Origin of the sequence: Tenacibaculum sp. Ill (genome assembly GCF_051938915.1) — a bacterium.
GTDB classification, from domain to species: Bacteria; Bacteroidota; Bacteroidia; order Flavobacteriales; family Flavobacteriaceae; genus Polaribacter; species Polaribacter larymnensis.
Genome location: NZ_JBPSCW010000002.1, coordinates 2243311 through 2264574, shown reverse-complemented (window position 1 = coordinate 2264574; position 21264 = coordinate 2243311). Strand labels below are relative to the sequence as shown.

Genomic DNA, 21264 nt, shown 5'->3' with positions numbered 1-21264 from the left:
AAACAAAGGCTATATAAAATTAATTAATTTTATATAGCCTTTGTTTCATTTTTCTTGTAGATCCACTCAATAATAAAACATAGGGTAATAATACCAAGAGAAACAAATACACCTGTAAGATTAGATTCTAGCTGTTGTTTAATTAGAATAACTAATGCTACTAAGCATAAAATACAACCTAATAAAGGAATTGTTTTGTTAGAGTCTGTTTCTTTTGAAAGTTTAAAGCCTACGTAATTTACAATTCCAAAAATAAGGATGAAGCCAACACTACCAGCAGTAGAAATACTTTCTAAATTTAATGTGTTAACTAATATCAAAGTTGCTATAGCTGTAATTAGTAATCCAATAGGTTGATTCCAAAACTTGGCAAGAAAATGGTGTGGTAATTCATCATCTTCAGCAATTTCATAGTTCACTTTACTTCCTCCGTATAGTGAAGCATTAATAGCAGAAAATGTAGATATTAATGCAGCTATGGTTATAATAGTAAATCCTATTTGTCCTAACATTGGTTTAGCAGCTTCTGCTAGTACATAATCCTGCGCTTTGTCAATTTGATTAAATGGTAGAGAACCGACAGTAACAAGAGCAATAATAATGTACAATACAATTACAAATATTACAGAGTAGTAATAAGCCTTTGAAATGTTTTTTTCAGGATTTAAAATATCGGGAGCAGCATTAGCTATTAGCTCAAAACCTTCATAAGCAACAAAAATAACCATACCTCCAGCAAATAATTTGATAGGGTTCTCCCAATTACTAATGGATAGTTGTGCCATATTAGGGTTTCCTATCAGTCCATAAGCTCCAATGGCAATAAAACCAATAAGAATTATAAGTTTAATAACTACTGCGTACGATTCAATTTTTCCCACTACAGCAATACTGTAGTAGTTAATTGCTGTAGCTATAATAATAATAGTACTGGCATATATATGAAAGTTAATTGTTTTGTTTTGAGTAATTTCCCATAGGTTAGGAGCATAAGAGCCAAAAGCAGAAGCATATAAGGAGAGCATTACAATATAACTTATCCATAAAAGATTGTTAATAGTTCCACTAAAAACAGTTCTTCCAAAACCTTGATTAATAAATTTTACGGTTCCACCTCTATCTGGGTATTTCTTGGAAAGATGTACATAGCTATATGAGGTTAATAAAGCTAATATTCCTGCAAGTAAAAAAGCAATTGGAGTTCCTCCTTTGGCAAGTAAGACAGCAAGACCTAAAACGGCAAAAATACCACCGCCTACCATACCACCAATTCCTATTGAAATTGCTTCTCTTAATCCTATTTTTTTAGACATATTTAGTGACTGTTAGTTAGTGTAACAGTCACTAAAATAGTTATTTATTTTTAAAGATTGATTAATGAGAAGTATTAGAAAAAGGAGTGTTTTATTCAAGTTATTTGTGCTTTTTTAATCGTTTACCTGTTTCAAAAACGGATAATCTGTATACCCTCTAGCATCCCCACCACCAAATAACGTATGTGTATCAGTAATTTTGTTTAATGGAGCGTTTAGTTTTACTCTTATCGGATAATTAGGGTTCGTTAAAAAATTGCGTCCAAAACCAATTAGGTCAACTAAATCTTTTTTTAATAAATCTTCTCCTTGTTCAGGTGTTTTGTTACCAGTAGCAATAATAGTTTTACTAAATGTTTTACGAAGGTTATCTCTAAAACTATTAGGGATTTTTGGAGCGTCATCCCAATCAGCTTCACATAGGTGTAAGTAAGTAACTCCGATTTTTTCAAGCTCTTGGGTAGCAATCATTATAGTGTCTAATATTTCGGGATCGTTCATGTCTTTAAAACTAATAAAAGGGGAGAGGCGAACCCCGGTTTTTTCATTACCTATTTCCTGAGCAACTGCTTGAGTGATTTCGGTTAGTAATCGAACTCTATTATCTTTAGCTCCCCCATATTCATCGGTTCGTTGGTTAGAGTTACTTCTTAAAAACTGGTCTATTAGGTACCCATTTGCTCCGTGAATTTCAACACCATCAAAACCTGCTTCAATAGCATTTTTTGCTCCTATCCTGAATTCTTCTATTACTTGATTAATATCAGCTTTAGTCATTACTCTAGGCTCTTCTACAGGTACAAAAGTAGCATCACCATTTGGAGCACCGTCAAAAATATAAACGCTAGTTTCTTTAGCAGCTTTTTTAGAAGGAGCAATAGGTTGTAATCCGTTTACTTTAGCGCTAGATACGCGACCAACATGCCATAGCTGTAAAAATATTTTACTTCCTTTTTTATGGACTTCGTCAGTAATTAATTTCCAACCTTCAATTTGTTCTTGTGTATAAATTCCAGGTGTTTTAGCGTAGCCTTTTCCTTGTAATGAAACTTGAGTAGCTTCAGATATAATTATTCCTGCTGAAGTTCTTTGTCCATAATATTCAGCCATTAATTTATTAGGAATATCACCAGGCTGTGAACTTCTAGAACGTGTCATGGGAGCCATTAAAAATCTGTTTTTTAATGTTAAGCCATTTTTGTTATAGGGTTGATATAATTTTTTAAAAGCCATGATTTACAAAGTTTTAATTATTTAATAGTACAAATTTACTATGGTTTGAAAGTTATGTTTTTGTATAAATTCATGTTTTACTTGTAAAAAAATATTGTGCTACTCTGTAAACTCTACGGTTGTGAAATGTAGCGTAGTGGCACCAATATTTTCCAAGTTATGTATGAAGAAGTTTTTAGTGTTTAAGTTATTTAAATACTTAATATCATTAGGTTCATAATATGTTTCAATTATAGAGCCATTAGAAAAATAAGAACGAGAGCAACCTTTTGTATGGCAAATATAAAAATAGGGTTTGTCGTGTTTATGAAAGGGAATAGCTTGCCCAGGTTCCAGTTCAATATGCCATATTTTAACACGCTTGTTTTCTAATAATAATTGTTGCCCAATTTTATAACTATTAGTTCCTAATTGAATGGCTTTTTTTAAGGATTCTGTCCAATGTACAGACCAATTGCCAGCTGTGTTTATTGTTTCTACTTTCATAAGGAGGGTATTAGTTTATAGCATATAATAACCATTCTTTAAACTCATGTTTAGGAAGAATGATGTCTTTTTTGAAGCTGAAACCTAATTTATTGAGTAATTTTTGAGAGCCAGCATTACTAGGGAGTGTAATAGCCACTAGGTTTTGAATTTTGAACTCATTTACAGCCACTTCTTTCATCTTAAAAGCACTTTCGAAAGCGTATCCTTTACCTTCGAATTGAGGTAAAAAAGCAAAACCAAAATCAATTCCATCAACTCCTTCACGATCATAAAGTCCAACAGTTCCTATTTTTTCATTATCAGATTGTCTAATTATAGTGTAGCTAGAGTATCCTAGTTGGTTGAATTGCTCAAGCATAACTGTTTCAATATATTGCTTTGCATGATGAGTTGATGCTATATTTCTATTTCCAATATTTTCAATCCATTTAGGAGCATTAAATAAGTTGAAAATAAAGTCAGCATCTTCAGTATTTGTTGGTCGTATGATTAATCTCTCTGTTTGATATTGTGAACTCATTTATTTTAATTGTTTGTAGGTGTTTAACTTTTTGATGCAAATAATTTATTGTCGATAGACCATTTATTTTCTGATACTTGACTTATAATAAAGAAATAAAATAAAGCATATAGCATTTGGGCACCAGCCCATTCCCAATGTTCTATTAAACAAGAACCAAGAATAAGTATGGCAATAACAAGAGCACCAGCAATAGCTGTTCTGTAAGTAAATAAGCCAATAATTAATAATGTACCTATGATAAATTCTATGAAAGGTAATACGCTTCCCCATGTGTATAAAAGAAAGTCTGGAAGTATACTTTCTTGAAATTGACTTACCATCCAATCACGAAATGAAGGGATTTTTGGCAATCTTGTTAATCCATGTCCGAAAAAATTGATTCCCATGGTAATACGTAGCAATGCATACGCTGTTTGTTTAGGTGTGGCTTTCATTTATTTACTTTTCTTTAAATATGTTGGTAGCTCATTAGTCAACCAATCTTGTCTTACTGGTACATGTACATCTAAATCAAGTGTGTTTTCCAGCGCAAAGAATTCGTGAGATACATTTTCAGGAAACACGATTACTTGTCCTGCAGAAATAATATATGTCTTTCTGTTCCCTTTGTCAATGGTGTTTATTTTTACCTTTCCTTTAAGTATGTATGTAATTTGCTCATTTGGGTGTTTGTGCATTGGAATATGTGCACCTTTTTTCAAGTGAAAATAGGCCATTTGCCCTTTGGCACCATGAAACCATTGTCGTGTAATTCCTTCGCTAATGGTATCATGTGGCATGGATTCAAAGTTTATAACTTGAATATTTTCTACTTTTTTCCTTAGAGATATCGTATTTTCTTGCGCAGCTATTTGTCCGAAAAAAGTTAAGAAACTACCTAAGAATATTAATTTTATGTTCATAATGTTACTTTTTAAAGTGATATTTCAATAATTTATGATTCAACATTAAAGGGATGTATAACGTTTTGGTAGCTTTGTCAAAGTACGTGTCAGCACTTCCTTGAGGTAAATCTATTACAAGTTTCCCTTTATCATTCCCCTTTTTTAAGTAGAGTAGGCCTCCTGCTAACCAATCAGTAATTAAAAAACCGTGTAAAGTTTCGCTGAGTCCATCTAAGTTTCCAAAAGGCTGACTTATGGGTTTGATTTTTTTTGTTTTTAAATTGATTTTAACCAAATGCCCTGGTGTTTTAGTAGCAAATGCTTTAGCATCTAAATCTATACCCCAACCAGCAGCTATTAGATTATTTTTTGATATAAATAAGCCATTAGGCATGTTTAATTTGTCATCTTTTAGCCATAGTTCAACTTTTCTTGTTCCTTTAATTGGGAGTTTGTAAATAGCACTAAATCCAAAAGTGTTAGAAGCATAGATATTTCCTTTTTTGTCAGCAACAATATCATTGAGGAACGTAGCATCTTTGGCTGTAAACCGTTGGACTTGTTTATTCGCTATATCAACTTCAACAATAGTATTAATATCCGTAACGTATAATTTTCCTTTGTGAATAGTAAGTCCTTTAGGAGCATCCAATCCCTTAAGCCACTCTAGTTCTATTATTTCTCCATCTAAACTTATTTTAGATATAAAACCATTACCATCTTTATCAGTAGGATTACCGTTTACATTAGACACATATAATACTTGATTTGATGTATCAAGAACTACACTTTCAGGATTTTTTAAACCTTCTAGTTCCCAGTCTTTTTCTAATTGAAAAGGTAATTTGTTTTGCGCATTAATAATTGTTACTGTACTAAGTACAAGATATAAATAGATTGCATGTTTCATGTTTGTATTCTTATTGGTTAAATTTTAATTCGGCGTTATCAATTGGGGTATTAGGGTCATTTATTACCATTTTAGCAATGTTATCTTTACGCATAAACACTACACTTTCATGTTGTTTTGCATATTCAATAAATTGATTTACAACATTAACTACTGCTGGAGTACCTCCGATTCTGTCATGTAAACTCACACTCATCATTCTCCTTTTAGAGGCACCTTCTTTATAAAGCTGATTGAATTCTGTTTTAAGTTGAAATAAGAATTGATCTGGCGACCAGTTTTTACCAGCAATATTTACAATGTCGTTATTACGAAGTGTATATGGCATTACAACAAAGTTTTTACCTCTTACTTTAGTAATGAAAGGCTCATCACGACTTACGTCATCAATATGGTATAAAAAGTCAAGTTCTTGTAAAACTTTAAGAGTGTTGGGGCTTCGGCGTAACCAGTTGGCATTGTATCCACGTCCTCTTTTTCCTGTAATTGCTTCTACTGTGTCAATTCCTTTTTTAACAAAGGCAAGTTCATCTTCGTAACTTAAATTCCATTGATCGTCCCATGCAATTCCATGAGCAGCTATTTCATGTCCTTTACTAGCCATAGCCTTAGCTATTTTAGGATATTTTATTGCTGCTTCGCCTACCACATGAGAGGTTACTTTTATATTATGTTTATCCCATAAATCCATCATTCTCCACATTCCTTCTCTAGCTCCATAAAGAAACCAGCTTTCAGCAGGCAAATCAGGATTTCCTTTAGGTAATGGATTTCCTGAAAAAGGACTTTCAGCTCCTTCAGGTTGTCCTCCTGTTTCAAACTGCATTGAAAAAGAAATGACTAATTGTGCTCCGTTAGGCCAATAGCTTTTTTTTGCTACATTTTTTGTCGAAGTAGAATTTGTTTCACTTGTATTCTTTTGCTCCTTTTTACAAGCATTTAATGTTAAACTTACCGCTATGATAACCAATGCTATAATGCTATTATTTTTCATTTTATATTGTTTAATTGACTATTGTGTTTGCAAAATTAGTGGCTATTTTATACTGTTTTGTTGTATGAATACATTGTATATTTGTATAAAAACATTCTGATGACACAACGTTTTTATATTACTAAGAATTTAGATGTATTTGAGTTTGAAGCAGTGGAGGAGTGGGGCTACCCAAGGCATAAGCACCATTTTTTTGAGTTAACTTTTGTTTTAAAAGGAAGTGGAAAACATGTTTTAAATGAAAGTGTTATAGAGTATAAAGAAGGAGATTTATTTTTTTTAACACCAAAAGATGAACATGAATTTGTTATTGGAGAGCCAACAAAATTTGGTGTGGTAAAATTTACAGAACAGATGTTTTTAGAAAAGGCTACATTTTCTACAAGTACTTATTGGAGAAAGAATTTAGAAGCAGTAATTTTTCATCAGAATATTGTTGCTAAAAGTGTAATTAGTTGTGAAACAGATAAAGAGCAACTTTTTAGACTTTATCATTTAATAAAAAGTGAATTACATAGTCCGTTAACCTACAGTCGTAATGTAATATCTGAATTGTTTGGAGCTTTGTTGATTATACTATCGAGAAACTTAAAGTCTGCATTAAAAAATAGCGGACATGTTTACGATAAGAATAAGGTAGATTTAATATTGACATACATACGACAAAATGTACAAAATAAAGAGCTTATTAAGGTTGATGTTATTGCAGAAACTTTTCATTTATCACCAAACTATGTTGGTATTTTTGTAAAGAAGCATACTGGTATATCCTTACAGCGTTATATAATGGAAACCAAAATAAAAATGGCAGAAAGTTTGTTAAAACAAAGTAGTTTAAGCATTGGTGAAATTGCTGAGAAAACAGGTTTCACAGACTCTAGTCATTTTAATAAAACGTTTAAAAAATATACGGGCAAAAATCCGAGCGAATACCAGACTTCAAAATAAATAGAAGTAGCATAAAGTCATTTACTGTACTTAAGTTTTCATGGGCGAACAAATTTCTATTAAGAAACCATTAATGTCTTTTACATAGCCTACTTTTTGCCCCCAGGGTTTTTCTTTGATTGGTTCAAACTCAATAGCTCCCATGTCAATGGCTTTTTTAAAATCGGCTTCTATATTTTCTGATACAAAAGCCATTTCTATTCCAAAAGGTTTATTAGATGTATTTGCTTTTACAGTTTCTTCTTTAAAGTTAGACTTTTCCAGTTCATAGGAAGCAAAAGCAATAGTTGTTTCTCCAGAAATTAATTCTCCATAATCATTTTCGGGTGTAATAAATTTTGAGGTAAAGCCGAAAGCTTTTTCGTAAAAGTCAATAGTTTCTTTTACGTTTTTAACATAAAGTATAGTATATCCGTATTTCATTATAGCCCTTTTTATACAAGTGAAATTACTTATTTTTTAGATACTTTGTATAAAAAAAGCTATTTATAGTAGTACAATCTATGAGGTTTTTAATGCAAGGTTTGTTATTTTATTTATGCTTACTACCAAATGGAGCTCTTTTAATTAAATACTTAATTGTACTGTGGTATTTATCTAAACCAGCCATAAATGGTTTACGAGAAACAGAGTAAATATTAGAGCCTTTATCATTATATATATCCATTGTAATCTTAGAGTCATATGTATCTGAAGTAGATGAGTTTCCAGAACTAATAGCTGTTCCTCTTCTCTTACTTCTGTCTTTTTTTGACTTGTATGTAGTTACTGTAGATCCTGAGGTTCTAGTTCCTGTATTTTCAACATCATAAGAACCAAAAACTACATGCTCAACGCCAAGTGTAATAGCTAACTCATTAGGTAACATTGTTTCAAGTTGATTAACAGAAATATTGTTTTTAGCTAAAGTAGCGTTAACAATTCTAGGGTCAATAACATCAATCATAGGTGACTCCTTTTTTATGGTATTAGTACAATCAGCCTGAATTTGTCTTCCAATAGCTTCCTTATCTACAGAAGCCATATTAGTTATAACCTTAAAAGGCAATACAGCCATTTTACCTTTTCTAATAACAAGGTTTGAGGTACTTTGAGTATTTTGTTTTGTTGCTTTTTCAGAAATTAATTGAGTTCGCCCACTGGCAAAAATAATTTTATTGACTTCAGCTCGTTTGATTTTATATTCTAAGGTTTCACCGGTAAAAATGAATGTAATTTCACTATCATTAATGGATGTTACTTTTCCTTTTCTTTCTTTTCCATCCATCATAATAACAGTATCAGCACTATCTTGTGCAGTTACTGAAAATGATAAAAAGAATATTAAAAAAGATAAAACTGTAAGGGGGGTAGAGTTAAATAAGCTTTTCATGGTTTTGTAATTTTTATTGGAAATGAAAATACAAAAAAATGATTAATTACATTATAAATAATTAATTATGTGTTGTATAGCTGTTTGATAACAAGCTAAATTTTAGTTGTCTCTTACAATTTCATCACCTCTGTAGGAGTGATTTTTATCTTTATATAATAATGAGTGTTTTTTATTTACTGGTCCAAAAGTAGCTACATCAGCACCTTTTAATAGTTTTTCATAAACGAATACATAATTTTTATCTTTTGAATAATAAGATGTTTCAAAAACGCTGAAGGTCTTTGGATCAGCTTTTTCTATAATATTTTCGTGATAAAACACATGATTTTTATCTCTCGAATAAGGAAATTGAATGATTTGAAAAGACGAAGCATCAGCTTTTTCAATTATGATTCCATCATACATAACCTTATTATCAAATAGAAGAAACTTATCTTCTAATATGGTTAAATTATCAATGTTTTGGTAAGGTATAGAAGTGAGAGAATCTACCTTTTTACCATTTATATATTCTTGAAAATCATAAATATTGTTTTTATCTGCAATATATCTACTGTTGATTTTTTTTGTTGTCGTAGGGTTTATTGAAGAAGCTAGCAATTCATAGTTTTTTAAAGAATATACTTGGTTTTTGTCTTTAGCAAAGCTTTTATTTAAAATAGTAAAAGAGTTATAATCCACATCAATAGGCACGTAGTTATAAAAATAATGTTTGTCGTCCTTAGACCAATCGCTATCAATTTTTTGAAATGTTTTCGGATTAGCTTTAGCAACTTTCCATAAATGCTTTTTCTCTTGATTTGTTTGAGTAAAGCCGTGAGGTAAATAATTTAAAGCTCTATATACATGGTCTTTATCAAAACAAATGTAATTGTCATCATCAACATAGAAAGTAGCGATATCTACTTCATTATCTATAATATGAGTTTTAAAGTATAAATGATTCTTGTCTTTCCCAAAATCTCTTCCTAAAACTTTAAAACTCTCAACATCTGCATTTATTTTAGTATTACCAAGTTCAAACCAATTTCCCATAGGGGAATAACAAATATTTCTTTTTGATTTTGAATAGTAATAAGAATCTGAAATGGATTTATCAACCGGTCCTGCAAAAGGACTACAGGCTTGTGAAATTATTGCTATGATAAATAAGAGCACTTTTACTAGTGGAGAGTGTTTAGCTCGTGTAATTTTTTTAATTATAAAATTCAAAATAAGTATAATTATGATTGTTGATATATAAGGATGATTTGTAATTAAGTTCATTAAGTAAACTTAGGTTTTAACTTTTGTTATTTTCTTTTTCATTTTAAGTTAATCTATAGTATAGGTGTAAGAGTTTAGTGATTTAAACTAGTACCTTCTATAATAATGAGGTAGTAATGCTTTAATTTTTTTTATATCATTTTTAGGTATTTTATTTCCAGTTAAATAAAAGCGCTTTAGTTTTTTTAAGTTTTTAATTGATTCTGGTAATGAAGTAATAGGGTTAAAATCTAAATTAAGTGTTTTTAATTTTGTCAATTTTCCAATTAATTTAGGTAAGGTTATTAATCCATTAGCTTTTAATCCTAAGTATTCAAGGTTTGTTAATTTACCAATATTTTTAGTTAAGATCCCTAAGTTATTAGCTCCTATTTCTAACTCTTTTAATTTAGTAAGAGAAAAAATAAAATCTGGTATTTCAGTTAATCTATTATGATGAACTCTTAAAGTTTCTAAGTTTACTAGTTCTTTAATTTCTTTAGGTAATTCGTGTAAACCTTTATCTCTAATTTGCAAAGCTTTTACTTTTTTTGGGGTTTTTAAAGCTTCTTTTAGCGAGTAATAAGTAACTATTTCTTTGGGGTCACTATTTATTTCTTCTTTCTTTTTAGAAGAAGTAATTTCTTCTTTTTTGTATATTACTTCTTCAATTTCTTGAGAGTATATAAATGAAGAAAATAATAATAAGTAAAGTAAAATATTTGTTTTCATAGCTTATGTTTAAATTATTTATAGACTTTGTTTTATTATTTTTTATTGACATTTGGTATCAATAAATTCTTCTTTATCGTCATTATATTCAATACATTTTTGTGAAATTAAAACCATTTCGTTATTAACCACTTTGTAAGTTGCATTCATGTGGATTCTTCCTGCACAGCATTGGTTGTGCTCGTGAATTAACTTTGATTCATTATCGAATATTAAGGAAGTATCGCTGAAACTACTTTTAAAATAGTTATTCGAATTAGGAGTCCTTAAAATATAAATACTGGAAGTATTTGGACCAGCATAACTAGCTTCAAAAACAGAAAAATCTTCAATTCCATCAAAGTTATAATCACCAATACTTACATTATCTATTCCAAAAAGTTGGCAGTCTAATTCAATAGTTTGAATTAGTTTATCTGTTTTCTTTTCAAATATTTTTATACCAGAAACTCTAGCATAAAAATTTCCCTTTTCTTTAGTTATTATGGTTTTAAAGTAGTGTTTTTTTGTAGTGTTAGACTGGATTAGTTCTCTACTTTTCCATTCTATATCGTCTCCATAACTTACATCAAAATCTTTTTGCAATAAAATTTGATAAGTTTTTGTAGAGTCAGCATTAATCCATTTTCCTGTAACTTCTTTATCACTTTCTTTAAAATTTTCAAAAATAAGAGTAGCAGAAGTGTTTCCTTTCTTATCTTTTTCTAAAAGTTTTAATTCTTCATTTTTAAGGTTTCCGTTTATTATTATCGGGTTATCATATTTATTATAAACATAATAAGCTAAAGAAACTCCATCACTATAGTGGTACATAACCAATGTAATGGGGAACTTTCCTAAATGACCAGAATAACTAGATTGACCTTTACTTGTTATTGAAAATAACAGGAATAATATAAATAATGGAAATTTCATTTTTCTCTAAAATTGTTAAGTTATATATAATACTTATTTAAGTAACTAACTCAAAAAATATAAAGATAATCGAGTAGTTAGGGTAGCAATTATTTATAGATAATATTAACAGAAGTTTTGTTTATTTTTCTTCATTCATTACTATGTCATATAAGTTGACTATTTTAAAACCTGTATTTTTACTTTTATCATAGCTGGAAATTACATAATTTAATTTACCTTCTTTATTAGGGTTAATCTTTTCTAATACATGAATAAACTTGAAGTCTGATACAGCTAATTGAAAAATAAAGTCTCTTTCTTTTCTATATATATTTGTTTTGTAAAATTCATCAGATAACCCTAATGAGTTTTTCTTTTTCAAATCTACTGAGTAAGTATATATTCCACCACCACTGTTATTTGTGTTATAAACAACTATACCTTTTCTGTCTGAACTTTGGAATCCCTTATCATTAATATACTCCTCAATTACTAGTAATGTCTCAATTTGGTCAAAGCGTATGTTTTTTAGATTTAAAATTTGCTTATAATAATCAATATTATGTTCTTTTAGTTTATTGATATAAGAAACATTTAAAAACGCTAAAAATACAATTAGGTATTTTTTTTATTCATATAAAGTTTAATTATTGCTAATGTATTTGTTTAGTGTTAATTTTAAGTTGGTTATATTTTACTTGAAGATATGTGTGCTCTTATTTTGAAATTAACCTTAGTTCTAAATTTAGTTTGGTATTTACATTTTTATTATTCTTCTTGCCGGGAATCAGTTGATTTTTAAAAGCTAGTATACTGCTTATAATATTTTTTTCAATCTCAGAAATTTCATTTTTTTTATTTTCTTCGTTATTTTCTTTAGTTCCATAAATTACTTTAGCAGTCATAGTAATTCTGTTACTGGGTTTGTTTTTTTTAGATTTTATATTTATGTTATAAATGTTTCCTGTATTATCTATAATAAATTCTATAAAATAACTTGTATCTTTTTCTACTCTTGAAAAATCTATATAGTACTTCATGTTTGAGTTAAAAGAGTTAAGAAGGCAATCGATTAAACAATTTTCATCAAATTCGACTGTCTTGAATTTAGGAGGTTTATCTAAATCATTAATACTATATACTTCTCCTGAAATTTTCTTTTCTTTCTTGAAACTTTCTTCTAATTCATTATATTTACTAGGAAACTTTTCAATGTTTATTTTTGAATTATTATAGTTCTCTGTTTTTTTAATTTGAAGCATAATATTACTTAGTAAAAAGTAACATGTGTTATTCTTAATAAAGATGGGGTAATATTGGTTGTTTATTACAACTTCGCTAAAATTATTTACAAAGAACTTTTGGTTTTCTAAAAATTCAAAAGCAGATTTGTTACTAGAAAAAGTTTGATTTAATTTAAAATCTAAGACTAAATCACTTACAGTTTTGTCTATTTCTTGTTTTTCTTTCCCATCAAGACCTCTTCCAACGAAGCTCATATAAGTCCAATCAACTACTTTCCATTTTCCTTCAAGAGTAATAGGGGCATTATCTTGAGCTAAACATGAGAAGGTTAAACTTAAGTTAAGAAGTATAACAAGGGAGGTTTTAAAGTTCATTATTATTTCAATTTTTATTAGTACTAAAGTTTATTTTAACAGAGAATAAAAATCAATAAAAGAAATAAAGGGTAGAAGTTTTTAGCAATTTTTGTTCTTTTTTATTAGCGTTAGCCAAGATAAAACAAAATAAAAAACCGCACAAAAATGTACGGTTAAATTAGATGTTTTTGAGCTTTGGAAAGCAAGTTTTTGAATCTATACTATGTAAGTAATACGAAAACTTTCAATTCTTTACACGCAAATTATGTACGTATTACCACCCTGTTGATTTTTTTAGAATTATTTTAGCTACTTTTTTTGTGTTTTCGGTAATTAATTTGTTGTTTTGATCATAAAGTAGGAAGCTTCCTCCGTTGTTATAGACGAGAATACCTTCACCAGCATAACGCTGAATAAAAACATTGGTAAATGTTTTGTCGGATAGTAATAGTTTTTTTTCTGCTGATAATAATTTAAACCCTTCTTTTCCTTTTTCTTTAGCAAGTAATATAGGCAAGCATAAGTACTCTATTTGTGAATAGGGAAGTTTAGAAATAGTTTGTTTATCTTGATCTAGATAATAATAGTCTCTTTCTTGATTTAGATAATAACGGCTTCTTTCTTCTGCTCTTTCTGTGAAAAAATATTTATCGGAGTGATAGCCAGTATGATGTGATAAAAAGTGAATAGAAGAAGGAATTGAAGTAATTACTTTTCCGTCTTTGTTAATAAACTCTGTCTTGTCCTCTAATTTATGTAGGTAAAGTTTTTTTACTGATGCCCCGTTTTTAAGTGTGGTTAAAAAGGTAATTGTATCTCTTTTACTTTCTATATATAAAGTAAAAGAATCAACATTTCCTTCTAAGGTTACTCTACTCTTAGTTTTTTTATGTGGATTATTATGGTTTTTTAAATCTAGGTATTTTAATGTTAGAAAAGCTTCCTCTTTAGTAGTTATTCTATTTACATATTCAGAAGTACTTTTTATATAGTTCAGTGTCTCATTGTACTCTTGTACAGGAGTCTCTGCAGATAGATTACTGATACTGAATTTAGTTTTTAAAGCTTTTCCTTCTTCATTGTAATAGTATGCTTCTATATAAGAAGAATGTGCATTTGGAGTTTCGTATTCTACATAATTATTTTCCATTTTAAGTAGCTTAAATTCTCCTTTTTGTCTTCCTATTTCATTTTTTTTAAAATGAATAGAATCAATTTTGGTTAAGTAATTAATTTTGAACTCTAGCTGTAAACTATCAACATGTTTCATTTTTTTTACAGGAATAGAATTCAAAGGAAATGAATGAGATTCGATAGGGGTTGGGTTGTTTTTTTTAGTACCATCATGGTAATAAATATTCATAATTCTCAAGTTCTGTTCAGAATGAGAGTTTAAAGAATAATAGGGTAGGGTAGTTACTTTACTCTTAAAATTAAAAGTAGTAAAACCACTATTCATTACTAGAGGTTTAATGTAAGATTTATTGTGTTCAAAAAGCTGATTAAAGTAAGTCCCTTTTTGTATAGTATCTCTATATTCTAAATGGTTGTTGTTAACTAATTTTAAAAGTATATTTTCCTTTTTAGTGTATTTTTCTTCGTTAGATAAGTATAATTTTATGTTACTATTAATTCTTTCATTTATATCTTTTTGATGATTGTTAAGTGATTCAATGATACTACTTTCATTTTTTATGTAGTAATTTAAATTCTCATTAACTTGTTTCTTTAAATGATTAATGCTTATCGTATCTAAAAAAGATTTTATTTCTTTTTCTTTTTTTTCGATTATGCTTTTGTCTTCATATAACTTTTCTTGTTCTATAACCATTAGTTCTGTAACAGGTTCTTTGGTAATTGTTTCCTGAGCTTTAGTAGAGCAAGAGTAAAGTAAACATAGTATGATTACCGATTTTACTTTAAAAATAACAATTGTTTTAATTTTAAGATTTTTTAATAGTAAGAAAATAGTATTCATAAAGAGTATCAACTATTGTTTTTATTTTTAATTTGAGTGAATTTTTATTTTAAATATAATTAATCGAGTGCTTGAGTTCAGTATAAATGGTTTGTCTAAAATTTAATAATTATTTTATTTATACCTTTTTTCTTTACCAAGTTCAAACCAATTTCCCATAGGTGAATAACAAATATTACTTTTTGATTTTGAATAGTAATAAGAATCTGAAATGGATTTATCAACCGGTCCTGCAAAAGGACTACAGGCTTGTGAAATTATTGCTATGATAAATAAGAGCACTTTTACTAGTGGAGAGTGTTTAGCTCGTGTAATTTTTTTAATTATAAAATTCAAAATAAGTATAATTATGATTGTTGATATATAAGGATGGTTTGTAATTAAGTTCATTAAGTAATTATAATGGTTTATAATTTAGTTGGGAATACAACTATTAGTTTTTATTCCATTATTTGGTTAAGGTGATGTTCTAAATGCTCTACATAATCAGTCATTAAAAATTTTAAATCTGATATGTTACCTTCTTCAAACTCTATTTTATAGGTTAGAGAGTCTTCCGTTTGTAGTTCCATCACCTTTTTTATTCTGTTATTTATTAAATACCAAAACTCAAGGATTTCTTTAGTGTTTGAATGTTGATAGTTATTCACTTTTACTAACTCATCTTGATTATATTTTCTAATCTTAAAAGGTTTACTATCAAACTGAATTTCCGTAAAGCGTTGTAAATTATTAATTCCAGAATCAATTAAATGTCCCAGTATTTCTTTTTTTGACCATTTTTCAGGAGAAGCTTTTTTAGCTAATTCATACTCAGAAGTTTTAGAAAAGTAGTTTCTTCCAGACTCTAATAGTTGGTTTAATTTATGTATAGTATTTGTCATTTTCTAAAATATATAAATTATTTCATTTTTTTATGAAGTATGAGGGTAAGTAATAGTTTACAGTCATGTTATCACTTACGATAGTCCATATTTTTTTCATCAATATAAATGTAAGCCGTATCTAATTTGTATTGATATTCTTCTTTATCAAACTTAAACTTACTTACGTATATTTTTGATGGATTATATGGTTCTGCTTCTTCATAAGATTTTATAACTGTATACCCGTTTTTATCTTTTTTTAATTCAAAATTGTTTAAATAATCAATATAAGCTAGCCTATAAAAGTTCTTGTACTGATTTAAAAAAACACCATACATACAACCTCCAGTACCACAGGCTCCCAAATAAACCATAATATCTTCTTTACTATCAGCATTAAAATCATGAACCTTAATTAGTTTTATTTTGGAAGCATGATCAGGTAATTCAAAGTCTAATTTTTTTGGAGCTTTAATTCTTACAAAATTTTCTTTAAGCCTAATATCAAGTTCAAATAAACTATCCTTTTTAGCACATTGTTTAGTAATTAAGCTATTTGTATAACCTTTGTTTTTGGGTTTAAAGAAATAAGAAAATAAAATTACAAGTGTTAAGCCAAGTATACTTTTCATCTAATTTCTAGAGTTTTGTTAAAGAATATTATTAGTTAATGCTTTTTTATTCAGTTTTGAATAAGTTAATAGTGTAGTCTAATAACTTCATATCTCCATATTTTCCGTGTCCAGGAACAACAATTTTTATGTTGGGGTATTCTAATTTAATCTTTTCAACAGTATTAGACCATTCTGAAACATTGGAATCTGCTAAATTTCCTTTGCCCGCATTAAGTGTTTTTATTAAACATCCTCCGAACATAATATTTTCATAAGGGAAATAACCAACAACGTTACCTTTCGTATGTCCTTCTCCAAAATATTTTGCAATAATACCTTTATTGCCAACTTTTAATACAAGAGAATCTTTAAAGCTGTTTTTTGGAACTTCAGAATTATTTTCTTTAGCAAGCTCTATAGTTTTATAATATGAGTGAGAAGGAATTTGATGTTGGTGAAATGCCTTTAACCCACCTAAACAATCATCATGAAAATGAGTTGGAATAATTGCGTTAATTTTTGAGTCAAGAGTTTCATTTACCCATTTTATCAACTCTTCTGAGCTAGAGTTATCTGATGGGGTATCAAAAATTATAACTTCATTCTTATAGCTAAAAATTAAACCGTTACAAGGAACATTTCCGAAACTTTCTGTTTGTAAAAAAGAGGTATGTTGAAACGAGTTTTTAGAAATTTGTTTGATAATTAGGTTTTTAGTTTTATAAACCTCTTTAGGTTTAAAAGAATCATTTTTTTTATGGTCACAGCTTGTAACTGTTAATGAAATTAAGATTATCAATAAAGTTTTTATTACGGCTTTCATTTAGGTATGTATATTAATATTTTCTTGATTTAGTTCTTCAAATTGTCATTAGCGCAATTTTATAGCTTCTCTTTTTATCCATTTCATTGCTATGTTAAATGGTTCTTTGGAGGCTGAATACCCAGTATTATGACCTAATGCAGGGAATAGAACATGTTCGAAGTGTTTATTCTGAGCTTTTAAGTTATTAAGGTTTTCTATGCACAATTTTACAGGTATCTGAATATCTTTTTCACCAAAAAGCCAAAGACCAGAAATTGAAAGATTGCTCAATGCATCTAGAGGGTCAGTAGCTTTAAATTGGTATCTGTCAGGATCATTTTTAGTGTGTTGTTTTGCATCTTCTTCGGTATGATTTTTCCAAAAGTCAGAATTTCCATTAGTGTAAAATTGAAACCTGAGCTGTTCAAGAGTTGTGATAGTAGGACAACTAAACAATACCATGAATTCTACACGTGGATTTTTGTTTGCAGCAATTGGGATTATCCAACCTGCTTGACTAAAACCTAATAAACCAATAGGCAGACTTTTATTTTCTTGTTGAATCAAATTTACAGCTGCACTTGCATCTTTTGCTAATAAATCAAGATTATCTGTACTAATATTGTTCGTGCTTACTTCAGGCCCTGCATAAATTCCACCTGACTCTCCAACACCACGCTTATCGTAGGTAAATACTAAAATGTTATTTTTTGCTAATAATTCAGCGAATTTGGTCATTCTCGGAACACTATCAGAACCGTGTACTATAACAACAGAAGCATGAGGTTTTTTTGGAGTGTAAATTGTACCAGCCAAAGTAACCCCTTCACTCTCAAATGTTACATCTTTTGTTTTTATTGAATCTATTGATTCGACTTTTGTTTGAGTAACTGAGATGCTTTTTTGCTTACCTAATTTATTACAACCAATTAAAGTTATACATAAAAATAGTAAAAGGAGACTGATATGTTTCATAAGTGGGGTATTTCTTACCTGAATTTAGAATGTATTGCTACTACTAGTTTATATACAGAATAAATTTACTGTTATATTCCTTTTATGGTATGATAAGCGAAAGTTTTTAGCAATTTTATTCTTCTTATTTCTAGTTACCAAGATAGAACAAAATAAAAAACCGTACAAAAATGTACGGTTAAAAAGGTGTTTCAATTTTGATAGTTAAGTTATGAACTAGCCGTAATTACAGTTGTATATCGTTGTAAAACTTTTTAATTCGGTTATTTTATTTTCAATTTCAGATTTCGATTCATAAGGCGATTCAGCCATAAAGTATGTGTAAGCCAAATCATTTATTAATTCATAGGCTTTTTTATAATACTCTTCAGCGAATTCTTTTGGGAAATTTTGATGTTCAGTCCAATTTTTGATAAAATCAGAGATGTACCAAATTCCAGAAGCAGTATCTCGTGATAAATTCAGATTTTCTTTTGTCCGCTTACATTCCTTATTTAATTCAGTCAGCAGGTTAATAAATGAATCGTGATTCCAATTCAAGTAAGTCCTCAATTCAAGTAAAAAAGAACCATTTTCAGCGTTTAATTCATCTTTTAACGTCATTCCTTAAATGTTTTAAAACAGTCTCGGCTATGAGTAGTTACGCGGGTTAGCACTTAACTTTGCAAGTACAGACCAAACTGAAAATCCTTTTGGATTTTCAGAATTAGACGAGAACAAGCAATTATTTTTATACGGAGTTGTAACTAATTTTTAATTTAAAAATGTTTCTAATAATCCTCCAGCAAGCACCAAAATTCCACCTGCGAACATTATATAACTCCAAGTTTTCATTGGTATATAGAAGAAATGATTATTCATTTCAATTTTTTCTTTTATACCATTAATCATTATATAATCTCCACTTTTTAAATAAGTCCATAAACTTGAAATCAAAAGTCCGATTCCCATCACTATTTGGAAGTCATAGTCATAGGCAAATATTCCGCCAATATTCCTTTTTAACACTCCACTTAGAATTGTAGTTCCGACAAATGGTAGGATTAAAAAAAGTGGAATCAAAATTCCTCTATTTTTATAAATAATAATCATTGTAATGATGTCTTTATTTTAATTGGTTACAACTAGTTTGTATATAGAACAAAACTACCATTATACTTCTTTTATGACAGAGTAAGCAGAAGCTTTCAGCAATTTTATTCTTCTTATTCAATGGTAGCCAAGATAAAACAAAATAAAAAACCGTACAAAAATGTACGGTTTAAAGTAGTTTGTTTTTAATAAGTAAATTTTCATTAGATATTTAAAATATTAACACCACCAAGGACCAAATAAAACTATTAAGGTCATATATATAAGAGTGAATATTCCAACTATGAAATAAATAGCTCTTTTATTTCTCATTAATCTTCCTAATGAACCAATTTGAATCTTTTGATTATAAACTTCTACTTGTTCACCTTTAGCAAAATGCTCACCTTCGTGCTTTAATAGTCTCCACTTTTTAGGTTCATTTCTTTTGGCTTGAAGCATGCGGAAATGATAATAATTTGAATTCCTTAAGAATGTTCCTAACCATGGAACTATTAATATTAACCCTAAGATGCCTGCAAAGAAACATATAGGATAAAATGTCAACACTGCATTTTGTATGTCTTTGTATGCGATTTGAGTAATAAAACCAAGAATTATTGTATTAACAATCATGTAGGAGGATAATATCTTCCATAACATTTCCCCCTCGTAGCGTAATAAGTCAATTGATACCTTATATCTTTCTATTTGTTCAGTCTTTTTATTCATATTTCAATTATTATCATGAGATTTGTATAAGCAATTTCTTAAATTAGATGCAACGCTTACATATTGTGTTGATAATAGTTTTTGTTTTTATCAACACACTTGAAATAACTTAATTCCAGTTTTTTCTTCAATTCCAGATATAAGTTTCCCTTCTTGTTCTAAAGTTTCTATTATTTGTGAAGTAAAACTCTTTGAAATTGAAAATATATGTGCAATCGCTCTTATAGCGAATACTTCAGTTGGGTGCTCTTTAAAATACTTTAGAATATTATCTTTCATACCTCTTTCAAGAGTATTTCTTAACTCAGAAGCTATTTCTATTCCATAAGAAATTCTTGTCAAGTTTATTTCATCTGATAATGAATGAACTTGCTCGTTTCTTATTCTTTTTAGTTCGTTAAATAATGATATTTGATGTTTAGTTATTATGTTTTTTTGTAGTGCTTCTTCCCACTTGAAAGTGTTGCCAAAGTCAATATTATTAGAGTAAAATAATTGCTTTATCAGTTTATCTATTTCTTCCCAAAAGATAATTAAACTTGATAGAGGTTTATCAGTAGTTGAATAATTAAATTCAATTTGAAATAAGTTTTTGAGAAGTAACTCTCCGAGAGTTCTATAAGCTTCAAGATGGTTTTTGTCAACACTTAGTCCTGTTCCTTCATGGTATAATTGGTTTCTTAATCTATGATAAAATTCAATATCAGATAATTCGATTCCAGATATTTTATTACTTGCTTTTTCACTCAAAAGATTTACCATTTTTGGAAAAGAATTTCCTATTTCCTCTTTTTCTTTAAATGAAAATTTAACTTTAGATAGACTAAATGGCATAAATATAAAGGTTCTTATGGCTGTTTCAACGGAGCTGTCTATACTTATAAAAGCAATTCTTTGGTCAAAAGCTTGTCCTTTGTTTATATGTTCATCAGCGTGTTTTAACAATTCTAAAGCTCCAGATGCCCAGGTTTTTTCCATTTTATGATTCTGTATTGAGTTTTTTAATTAAACACAACTAGTTATAAAAGAACTAAAACTACTTTTATCCGGGGTATTACAAGTGATAAACGGAAGTCTAT

At 28.8% G+C, this 21264-nt stretch carries 27 protein-coding genes; 3 read left to right on the top strand and 24 right to left on the bottom strand.

Annotated elements, in window-relative coordinates; all coding sequences use genetic code 11:
- Nucleotides 1-29: 29 nt before the first annotated feature.
- The 8 genes from ACTPNM_RS10610 to ACTPNM_RS10575 form a co-directional block, all read right to left on the bottom strand.
- Entirely contained in the window at nt 30-1313 is a 1284-nt protein-coding gene (locus ACTPNM_RS10610; protein WP_440121743.1) for an APC family permease, read from the bottom strand.
- Nucleotides 1314-1427: 114 nt separating this feature from the next.
- Nucleotides 1428-2546: an alkene reductase gene (locus ACTPNM_RS10605; RefSeq protein ID WP_440121742.1), complete on the bottom strand. Its 1119-nt coding sequence runs from the start codon at nt 2544-2546 to the stop codon at nt 1428-1430.
- Nucleotides 2547-2645: 99 nt separating this feature from the next.
- Nucleotides 2646-3032: a hypothetical protein gene (locus ACTPNM_RS10600; RefSeq protein ID WP_440121741.1), complete on the bottom strand. Its 387-nt coding sequence runs from the start codon at nt 3030-3032 to the stop codon at nt 2646-2648.
- Nucleotides 3033-3042: 10 nt separating this feature from the next.
- Nucleotides 3043-3555, bottom strand: coding sequence for a GNAT family N-acetyltransferase (locus ACTPNM_RS10595; RefSeq protein WP_440121740.1), 513 nt, complete (start codon nt 3553-3555; stop codon nt 3043-3045).
- Between the two features lie 23 nt (nt 3556-3578).
- Nucleotides 3579-3992 carry a DoxX family protein gene (locus ACTPNM_RS10590; protein ID WP_440121739.1) on the bottom strand — a complete coding sequence of 138 codons (414 nt, stop codon included), beginning with the start codon at nt 3990-3992 and terminating at the stop codon, nt 3579-3581.
- Nucleotides 3993-4460, bottom strand: coding sequence for a cupin domain-containing protein (locus tag ACTPNM_RS10585; protein WP_440121738.1), 468 nt, complete (start codon nt 4458-4460; stop codon nt 3993-3995).
- A gap of 4 nt (nt 4461-4464) precedes the next feature.
- Nucleotides 4465-5352: an SMP-30/gluconolactonase/LRE family protein gene (locus ACTPNM_RS10580; protein ID WP_440121737.1), complete on the bottom strand. Its 888-nt coding sequence runs from the start codon at nt 5350-5352 to the stop codon at nt 4465-4467.
- A 10-nt stretch (nt 5353-5362) separates the two neighbouring features.
- Nucleotides 5363-6346: a polysaccharide deacetylase family protein gene (locus tag ACTPNM_RS10575; protein ID WP_440121736.1), complete on the bottom strand. Its 984-nt coding sequence runs from the start codon at nt 6344-6346 to the stop codon at nt 5363-5365.
- 99 nt (nt 6347-6445) lie between these two features.
- Between ACTPNM_RS10575 and ACTPNM_RS10570 the strand changes: the two genes are divergently transcribed.
- On the top strand, nt 6446-7294 hold the full coding sequence (locus tag ACTPNM_RS10570) for an AraC family transcriptional regulator (RefSeq protein WP_440121735.1): 849 nt from the start codon (nt 6446-6448) through the stop codon (nt 7292-7294).
- 30 nt (nt 7295-7324) lie between these two features.
- On the opposite strand, the gene ACTPNM_RS10565 is transcribed toward ACTPNM_RS10570, so the two are convergent.
- The 3 genes from ACTPNM_RS10565 to ACTPNM_RS10555 all read right to left on the bottom strand — a co-directional run bounded on the left by ACTPNM_RS10565 (nt 7325) and on the right by ACTPNM_RS10555 (nt 9704).
- Nucleotides 7325-7717 carry a VOC family protein gene (locus ACTPNM_RS10565; RefSeq protein ID WP_440121734.1) on the bottom strand — a complete coding sequence of 131 codons (393 nt, stop codon included), beginning with the start codon at nt 7715-7717 and terminating at the stop codon, nt 7325-7327.
- A gap of 109 nt (nt 7718-7826) precedes the next feature.
- Nucleotides 7827-8666: a hypothetical protein gene (locus ACTPNM_RS10560; protein ID WP_440121733.1), complete on the bottom strand. Its 840-nt coding sequence runs from the start codon at nt 8664-8666 to the stop codon at nt 7827-7829.
- Between the two features lie 102 nt (nt 8667-8768).
- A complete protein-coding gene (locus ACTPNM_RS10555) occupies nt 8769-9704 on the bottom strand; it encodes a DKNYY domain-containing protein (RefSeq protein WP_440121731.1) in 936 nt (311 codons plus the stop codon).
- Nucleotides 9705-9756: 52 nt separating this feature from the next.
- Here ACTPNM_RS10555 and ACTPNM_RS10550 point away from each other — a divergent pair, with 52 nt between their 5' ends.
- Entirely contained in the window at nt 9757-9912 is a 156-nt protein-coding gene (locus ACTPNM_RS10550) for a hypothetical protein (RefSeq protein ID WP_440121724.1), read from the top strand.
- A 110-nt stretch (nt 9913-10022) separates the two neighbouring features.
- Here the strand turns inward: ACTPNM_RS10550 and ACTPNM_RS10545 are convergent, their stop codons facing one another.
- The 5 genes from ACTPNM_RS10545 to ACTPNM_RS10525 all read right to left on the bottom strand — a co-directional run bounded on the left by ACTPNM_RS10545 (nt 10023) and on the right by ACTPNM_RS10525 (nt 15122).
- Complete coding sequence (locus ACTPNM_RS10545; RefSeq protein WP_440121729.1) at nt 10023-10646, bottom strand: leucine-rich repeat domain-containing protein; 624 nt, start codon at nt 10644-10646, stop codon at nt 10023-10025.
- A gap of 42 nt (nt 10647-10688) precedes the next feature.
- On the bottom strand, nt 10689-11561 hold the full coding sequence (locus tag ACTPNM_RS10540; RefSeq protein WP_440121728.1) for an XAC2610-related protein: 873 nt from the start codon (nt 11559-11561) through the stop codon (nt 10689-10691).
- Between the two features lie 121 nt (nt 11562-11682).
- Nucleotides 11683-11925 carry a hypothetical protein gene (locus ACTPNM_RS10535; protein ID WP_121146968.1) on the bottom strand — a complete coding sequence of 81 codons (243 nt, stop codon included), beginning with the start codon at nt 11923-11925 and terminating at the stop codon, nt 11683-11685.
- Between the two features lie 334 nt (nt 11926-12259).
- Nucleotides 12260-13162 carry a hypothetical protein gene (locus tag ACTPNM_RS10530; protein ID WP_440121727.1) on the bottom strand — a complete coding sequence of 301 codons (903 nt, stop codon included), beginning with the start codon at nt 13160-13162 and terminating at the stop codon, nt 12260-12262.
- A 256-nt stretch (nt 13163-13418) separates the two neighbouring features.
- Nucleotides 13419-15122: a hypothetical protein gene (locus ACTPNM_RS10525; RefSeq protein WP_440121725.1), complete on the bottom strand. Its 1704-nt coding sequence runs from the start codon at nt 15120-15122 to the stop codon at nt 13419-13421.
- A 211-nt stretch (nt 15123-15333) separates the two neighbouring features.
- On the opposite strand from ACTPNM_RS10525, the gene ACTPNM_RS10520 reads away from it, so the two are divergent.
- Nucleotides 15334-15489 (top strand): hypothetical protein, encoded by a 156-nt coding sequence (locus ACTPNM_RS10520; RefSeq protein WP_440121724.1) that lies wholly within the window; start codon nt 15334-15336, stop codon nt 15487-15489.
- A gap of 73 nt (nt 15490-15562) precedes the next feature.
- Here ACTPNM_RS10520 and ACTPNM_RS10515 read toward each other — a convergent pair whose 3' ends face one another.
- From ACTPNM_RS10515 to ACTPNM_RS10480, 8 genes are all read right to left on the bottom strand, one after another.
- On the bottom strand, nt 15563-16006 hold the full coding sequence (locus ACTPNM_RS10515; RefSeq protein ID WP_440121723.1) for a DinB family protein: 444 nt from the start codon (nt 16004-16006) through the stop codon (nt 15563-15565).
- 71 nt (nt 16007-16077) lie between these two features.
- The gene (locus ACTPNM_RS10510; protein WP_440121722.1) at nt 16078-16620 is read right to left on the bottom strand and encodes a hypothetical protein; all 543 of its coding nucleotides are present in this window, start codon (nt 16618-16620) and stop codon (nt 16078-16080) included.
- 46 nt (nt 16621-16666) lie between these two features.
- The gene (gene bla, locus ACTPNM_RS10505; protein WP_440121721.1) at nt 16667-17425 is read right to left on the bottom strand and encodes a subclass B1 metallo-beta-lactamase; all 759 of its coding nucleotides are present in this window, start codon (nt 17423-17425) and stop codon (nt 16667-16669) included.
- 48 nt (nt 17426-17473) lie between these two features.
- A complete protein-coding gene (locus ACTPNM_RS10500) occupies nt 17474-18382 on the bottom strand; it encodes an alpha/beta hydrolase family protein (protein WP_440121720.1) in 909 nt (302 codons plus the stop codon).
- Nucleotides 18383-18598: 216 nt separating this feature from the next.
- Nucleotides 18599-18985 (bottom strand): hypothetical protein, encoded by a 387-nt coding sequence (locus ACTPNM_RS10495; protein WP_440121718.1) that lies wholly within the window; start codon nt 18983-18985, stop codon nt 18599-18601.
- A 150-nt stretch (nt 18986-19135) separates the two neighbouring features.
- Nucleotides 19136-19474, bottom strand: coding sequence for a hypothetical protein (locus tag ACTPNM_RS10490; RefSeq protein ID WP_415268920.1), 339 nt, complete (start codon nt 19472-19474; stop codon nt 19136-19138).
- Nucleotides 19475-19693: 219 nt separating this feature from the next.
- Nucleotides 19694-20185, bottom strand: coding sequence for a hypothetical protein (locus ACTPNM_RS10485; protein ID WP_440121717.1), 492 nt, complete (start codon nt 20183-20185; stop codon nt 19694-19696).
- 90 nt (nt 20186-20275) lie between these two features.
- Complete coding sequence (locus ACTPNM_RS10480; RefSeq protein ID WP_440121716.1) at nt 20276-21163, bottom strand: hypothetical protein; 888 nt, start codon at nt 21161-21163, stop codon at nt 20276-20278.
- Nucleotides 21164-21264: the final 101 nt, after the last annotated feature.

Coding starts and splice junctions, on each gene's coding strand:
- ACTPNM_RS10610 (WP_440121743.1), bottom strand. CDS start 1,313: ATGTCTAAAAAAATAGGATTAAGAGAAGCAATTTCAATAGGAATTGGT.
- ACTPNM_RS10605 (WP_440121742.1), bottom strand. CDS start 2,546: ATGGCTTTTAAAAAATTATATCAACCCTATAACAAAAATGGCTTAACA.
- ACTPNM_RS10600 (WP_440121741.1), bottom strand. CDS start 3,032: ATGAAAGTAGAAACAATAAACACAGCTGGCAATTGGTCTGTACATTGG.
- ACTPNM_RS10595 (WP_440121740.1), bottom strand. CDS start 3,555: ATGAGTTCACAATATCAAACAGAGAGATTAATCATACGACCAACAAAT.
- ACTPNM_RS10590 (WP_440121739.1), bottom strand. CDS start 3,992: ATGAAAGCCACACCTAAACAAACAGCGTATGCATTGCTACGTATTACC.
- ACTPNM_RS10585 (WP_440121738.1), bottom strand. CDS start 4,460: ATGAACATAAAATTAATATTCTTAGGTAGTTTCTTAACTTTTTTCGGA.
- ACTPNM_RS10580 (WP_440121737.1), bottom strand. CDS start 5,352: ATGAAACATGCAATCTATTTATATCTTGTACTTAGTACAGTAACAATT.
- ACTPNM_RS10575 (WP_440121736.1), bottom strand. CDS start 6,346: ATGAAAAATAATAGCATTATAGCATTGGTTATCATAGCGGTAAGTTTA.
- ACTPNM_RS10570 (WP_440121735.1), top strand. CDS start 6,446: ATGACACAACGTTTTTATATTACTAAGAATTTAGATGTATTTGAGTTT.
- ACTPNM_RS10565 (WP_440121734.1), bottom strand. CDS start 7,717: ATGAAATACGGATATACTATACTTTATGTTAAAAACGTAAAAGAAACT.
- ACTPNM_RS10560 (WP_440121733.1), bottom strand. CDS start 8,666: ATGAAAAGCTTATTTAACTCTACCCCCCTTACAGTTTTATCTTTTTTA.
- ACTPNM_RS10555 (WP_440121731.1), bottom strand. CDS start 9,704: ATGGGAAATTGGTTTGAACTTGGTAATACTAAAATAAATGCAGATGTT.
- ACTPNM_RS10550 (WP_440121724.1), top strand. CDS start 9,757: ATGGATTTATCAACCGGTCCTGCAAAAGGACTACAGGCTTGTGAAATT.
- ACTPNM_RS10545 (WP_440121729.1), bottom strand. CDS start 10,646: ATGAAAACAAATATTTTACTTTACTTATTATTATTTTCTTCATTTATA.
- ACTPNM_RS10540 (WP_440121728.1), bottom strand. CDS start 11,561: ATGAAATTTCCATTATTTATATTATTCCTGTTATTTTCAATAACAAGT.
- ACTPNM_RS10530 (WP_440121727.1), bottom strand. CDS start 13,162: ATGAACTTTAAAACCTCCCTTGTTATACTTCTTAACTTAAGTTTAACC.
- ACTPNM_RS10525 (WP_440121725.1), bottom strand. CDS start 15,122: ATGAATACTATTTTCTTACTATTAAAAAATCTTAAAATTAAAACAATT.
- ACTPNM_RS10520 (WP_440121724.1), top strand. CDS start 15,334: ATGGATTTATCAACCGGTCCTGCAAAAGGACTACAGGCTTGTGAAATT.
- ACTPNM_RS10515 (WP_440121723.1), bottom strand. CDS start 16,006: ATGACAAATACTATACATAAATTAAACCAACTATTAGAGTCTGGAAGA.
- ACTPNM_RS10510 (WP_440121722.1), bottom strand. CDS start 16,620: ATGAAAAGTATACTTGGCTTAACACTTGTAATTTTATTTTCTTATTTC.
- bla (WP_440121721.1), bottom strand. CDS start 17,425: ATGAAAGCCGTAATAAAAACTTTATTGATAATCTTAATTTCATTAACA.
- ACTPNM_RS10500 (WP_440121720.1), bottom strand. CDS start 18,382: ATGAAACATATCAGTCTCCTTTTACTATTTTTATGTATAACTTTAATT.
- ACTPNM_RS10495 (WP_440121718.1), bottom strand. CDS start 18,985: ATGACGTTAAAAGATGAATTAAACGCTGAAAATGGTTCTTTTTTACTT.
- ACTPNM_RS10490 (WP_415268920.1), bottom strand. CDS start 19,474: ATGATTATTATTTATAAAAATAGAGGAATTTTGATTCCACTTTTTTTA.
- ACTPNM_RS10485 (WP_440121717.1), bottom strand. CDS start 20,185: ATGAATAAAAAGACTGAACAAATAGAAAGATATAAGGTATCAATTGAC.
- ACTPNM_RS10480 (WP_440121716.1), bottom strand. CDS start 21,163: ATGGAAAAAACCTGGGCATCTGGAGCTTTAGAATTGTTAAAACACGCT.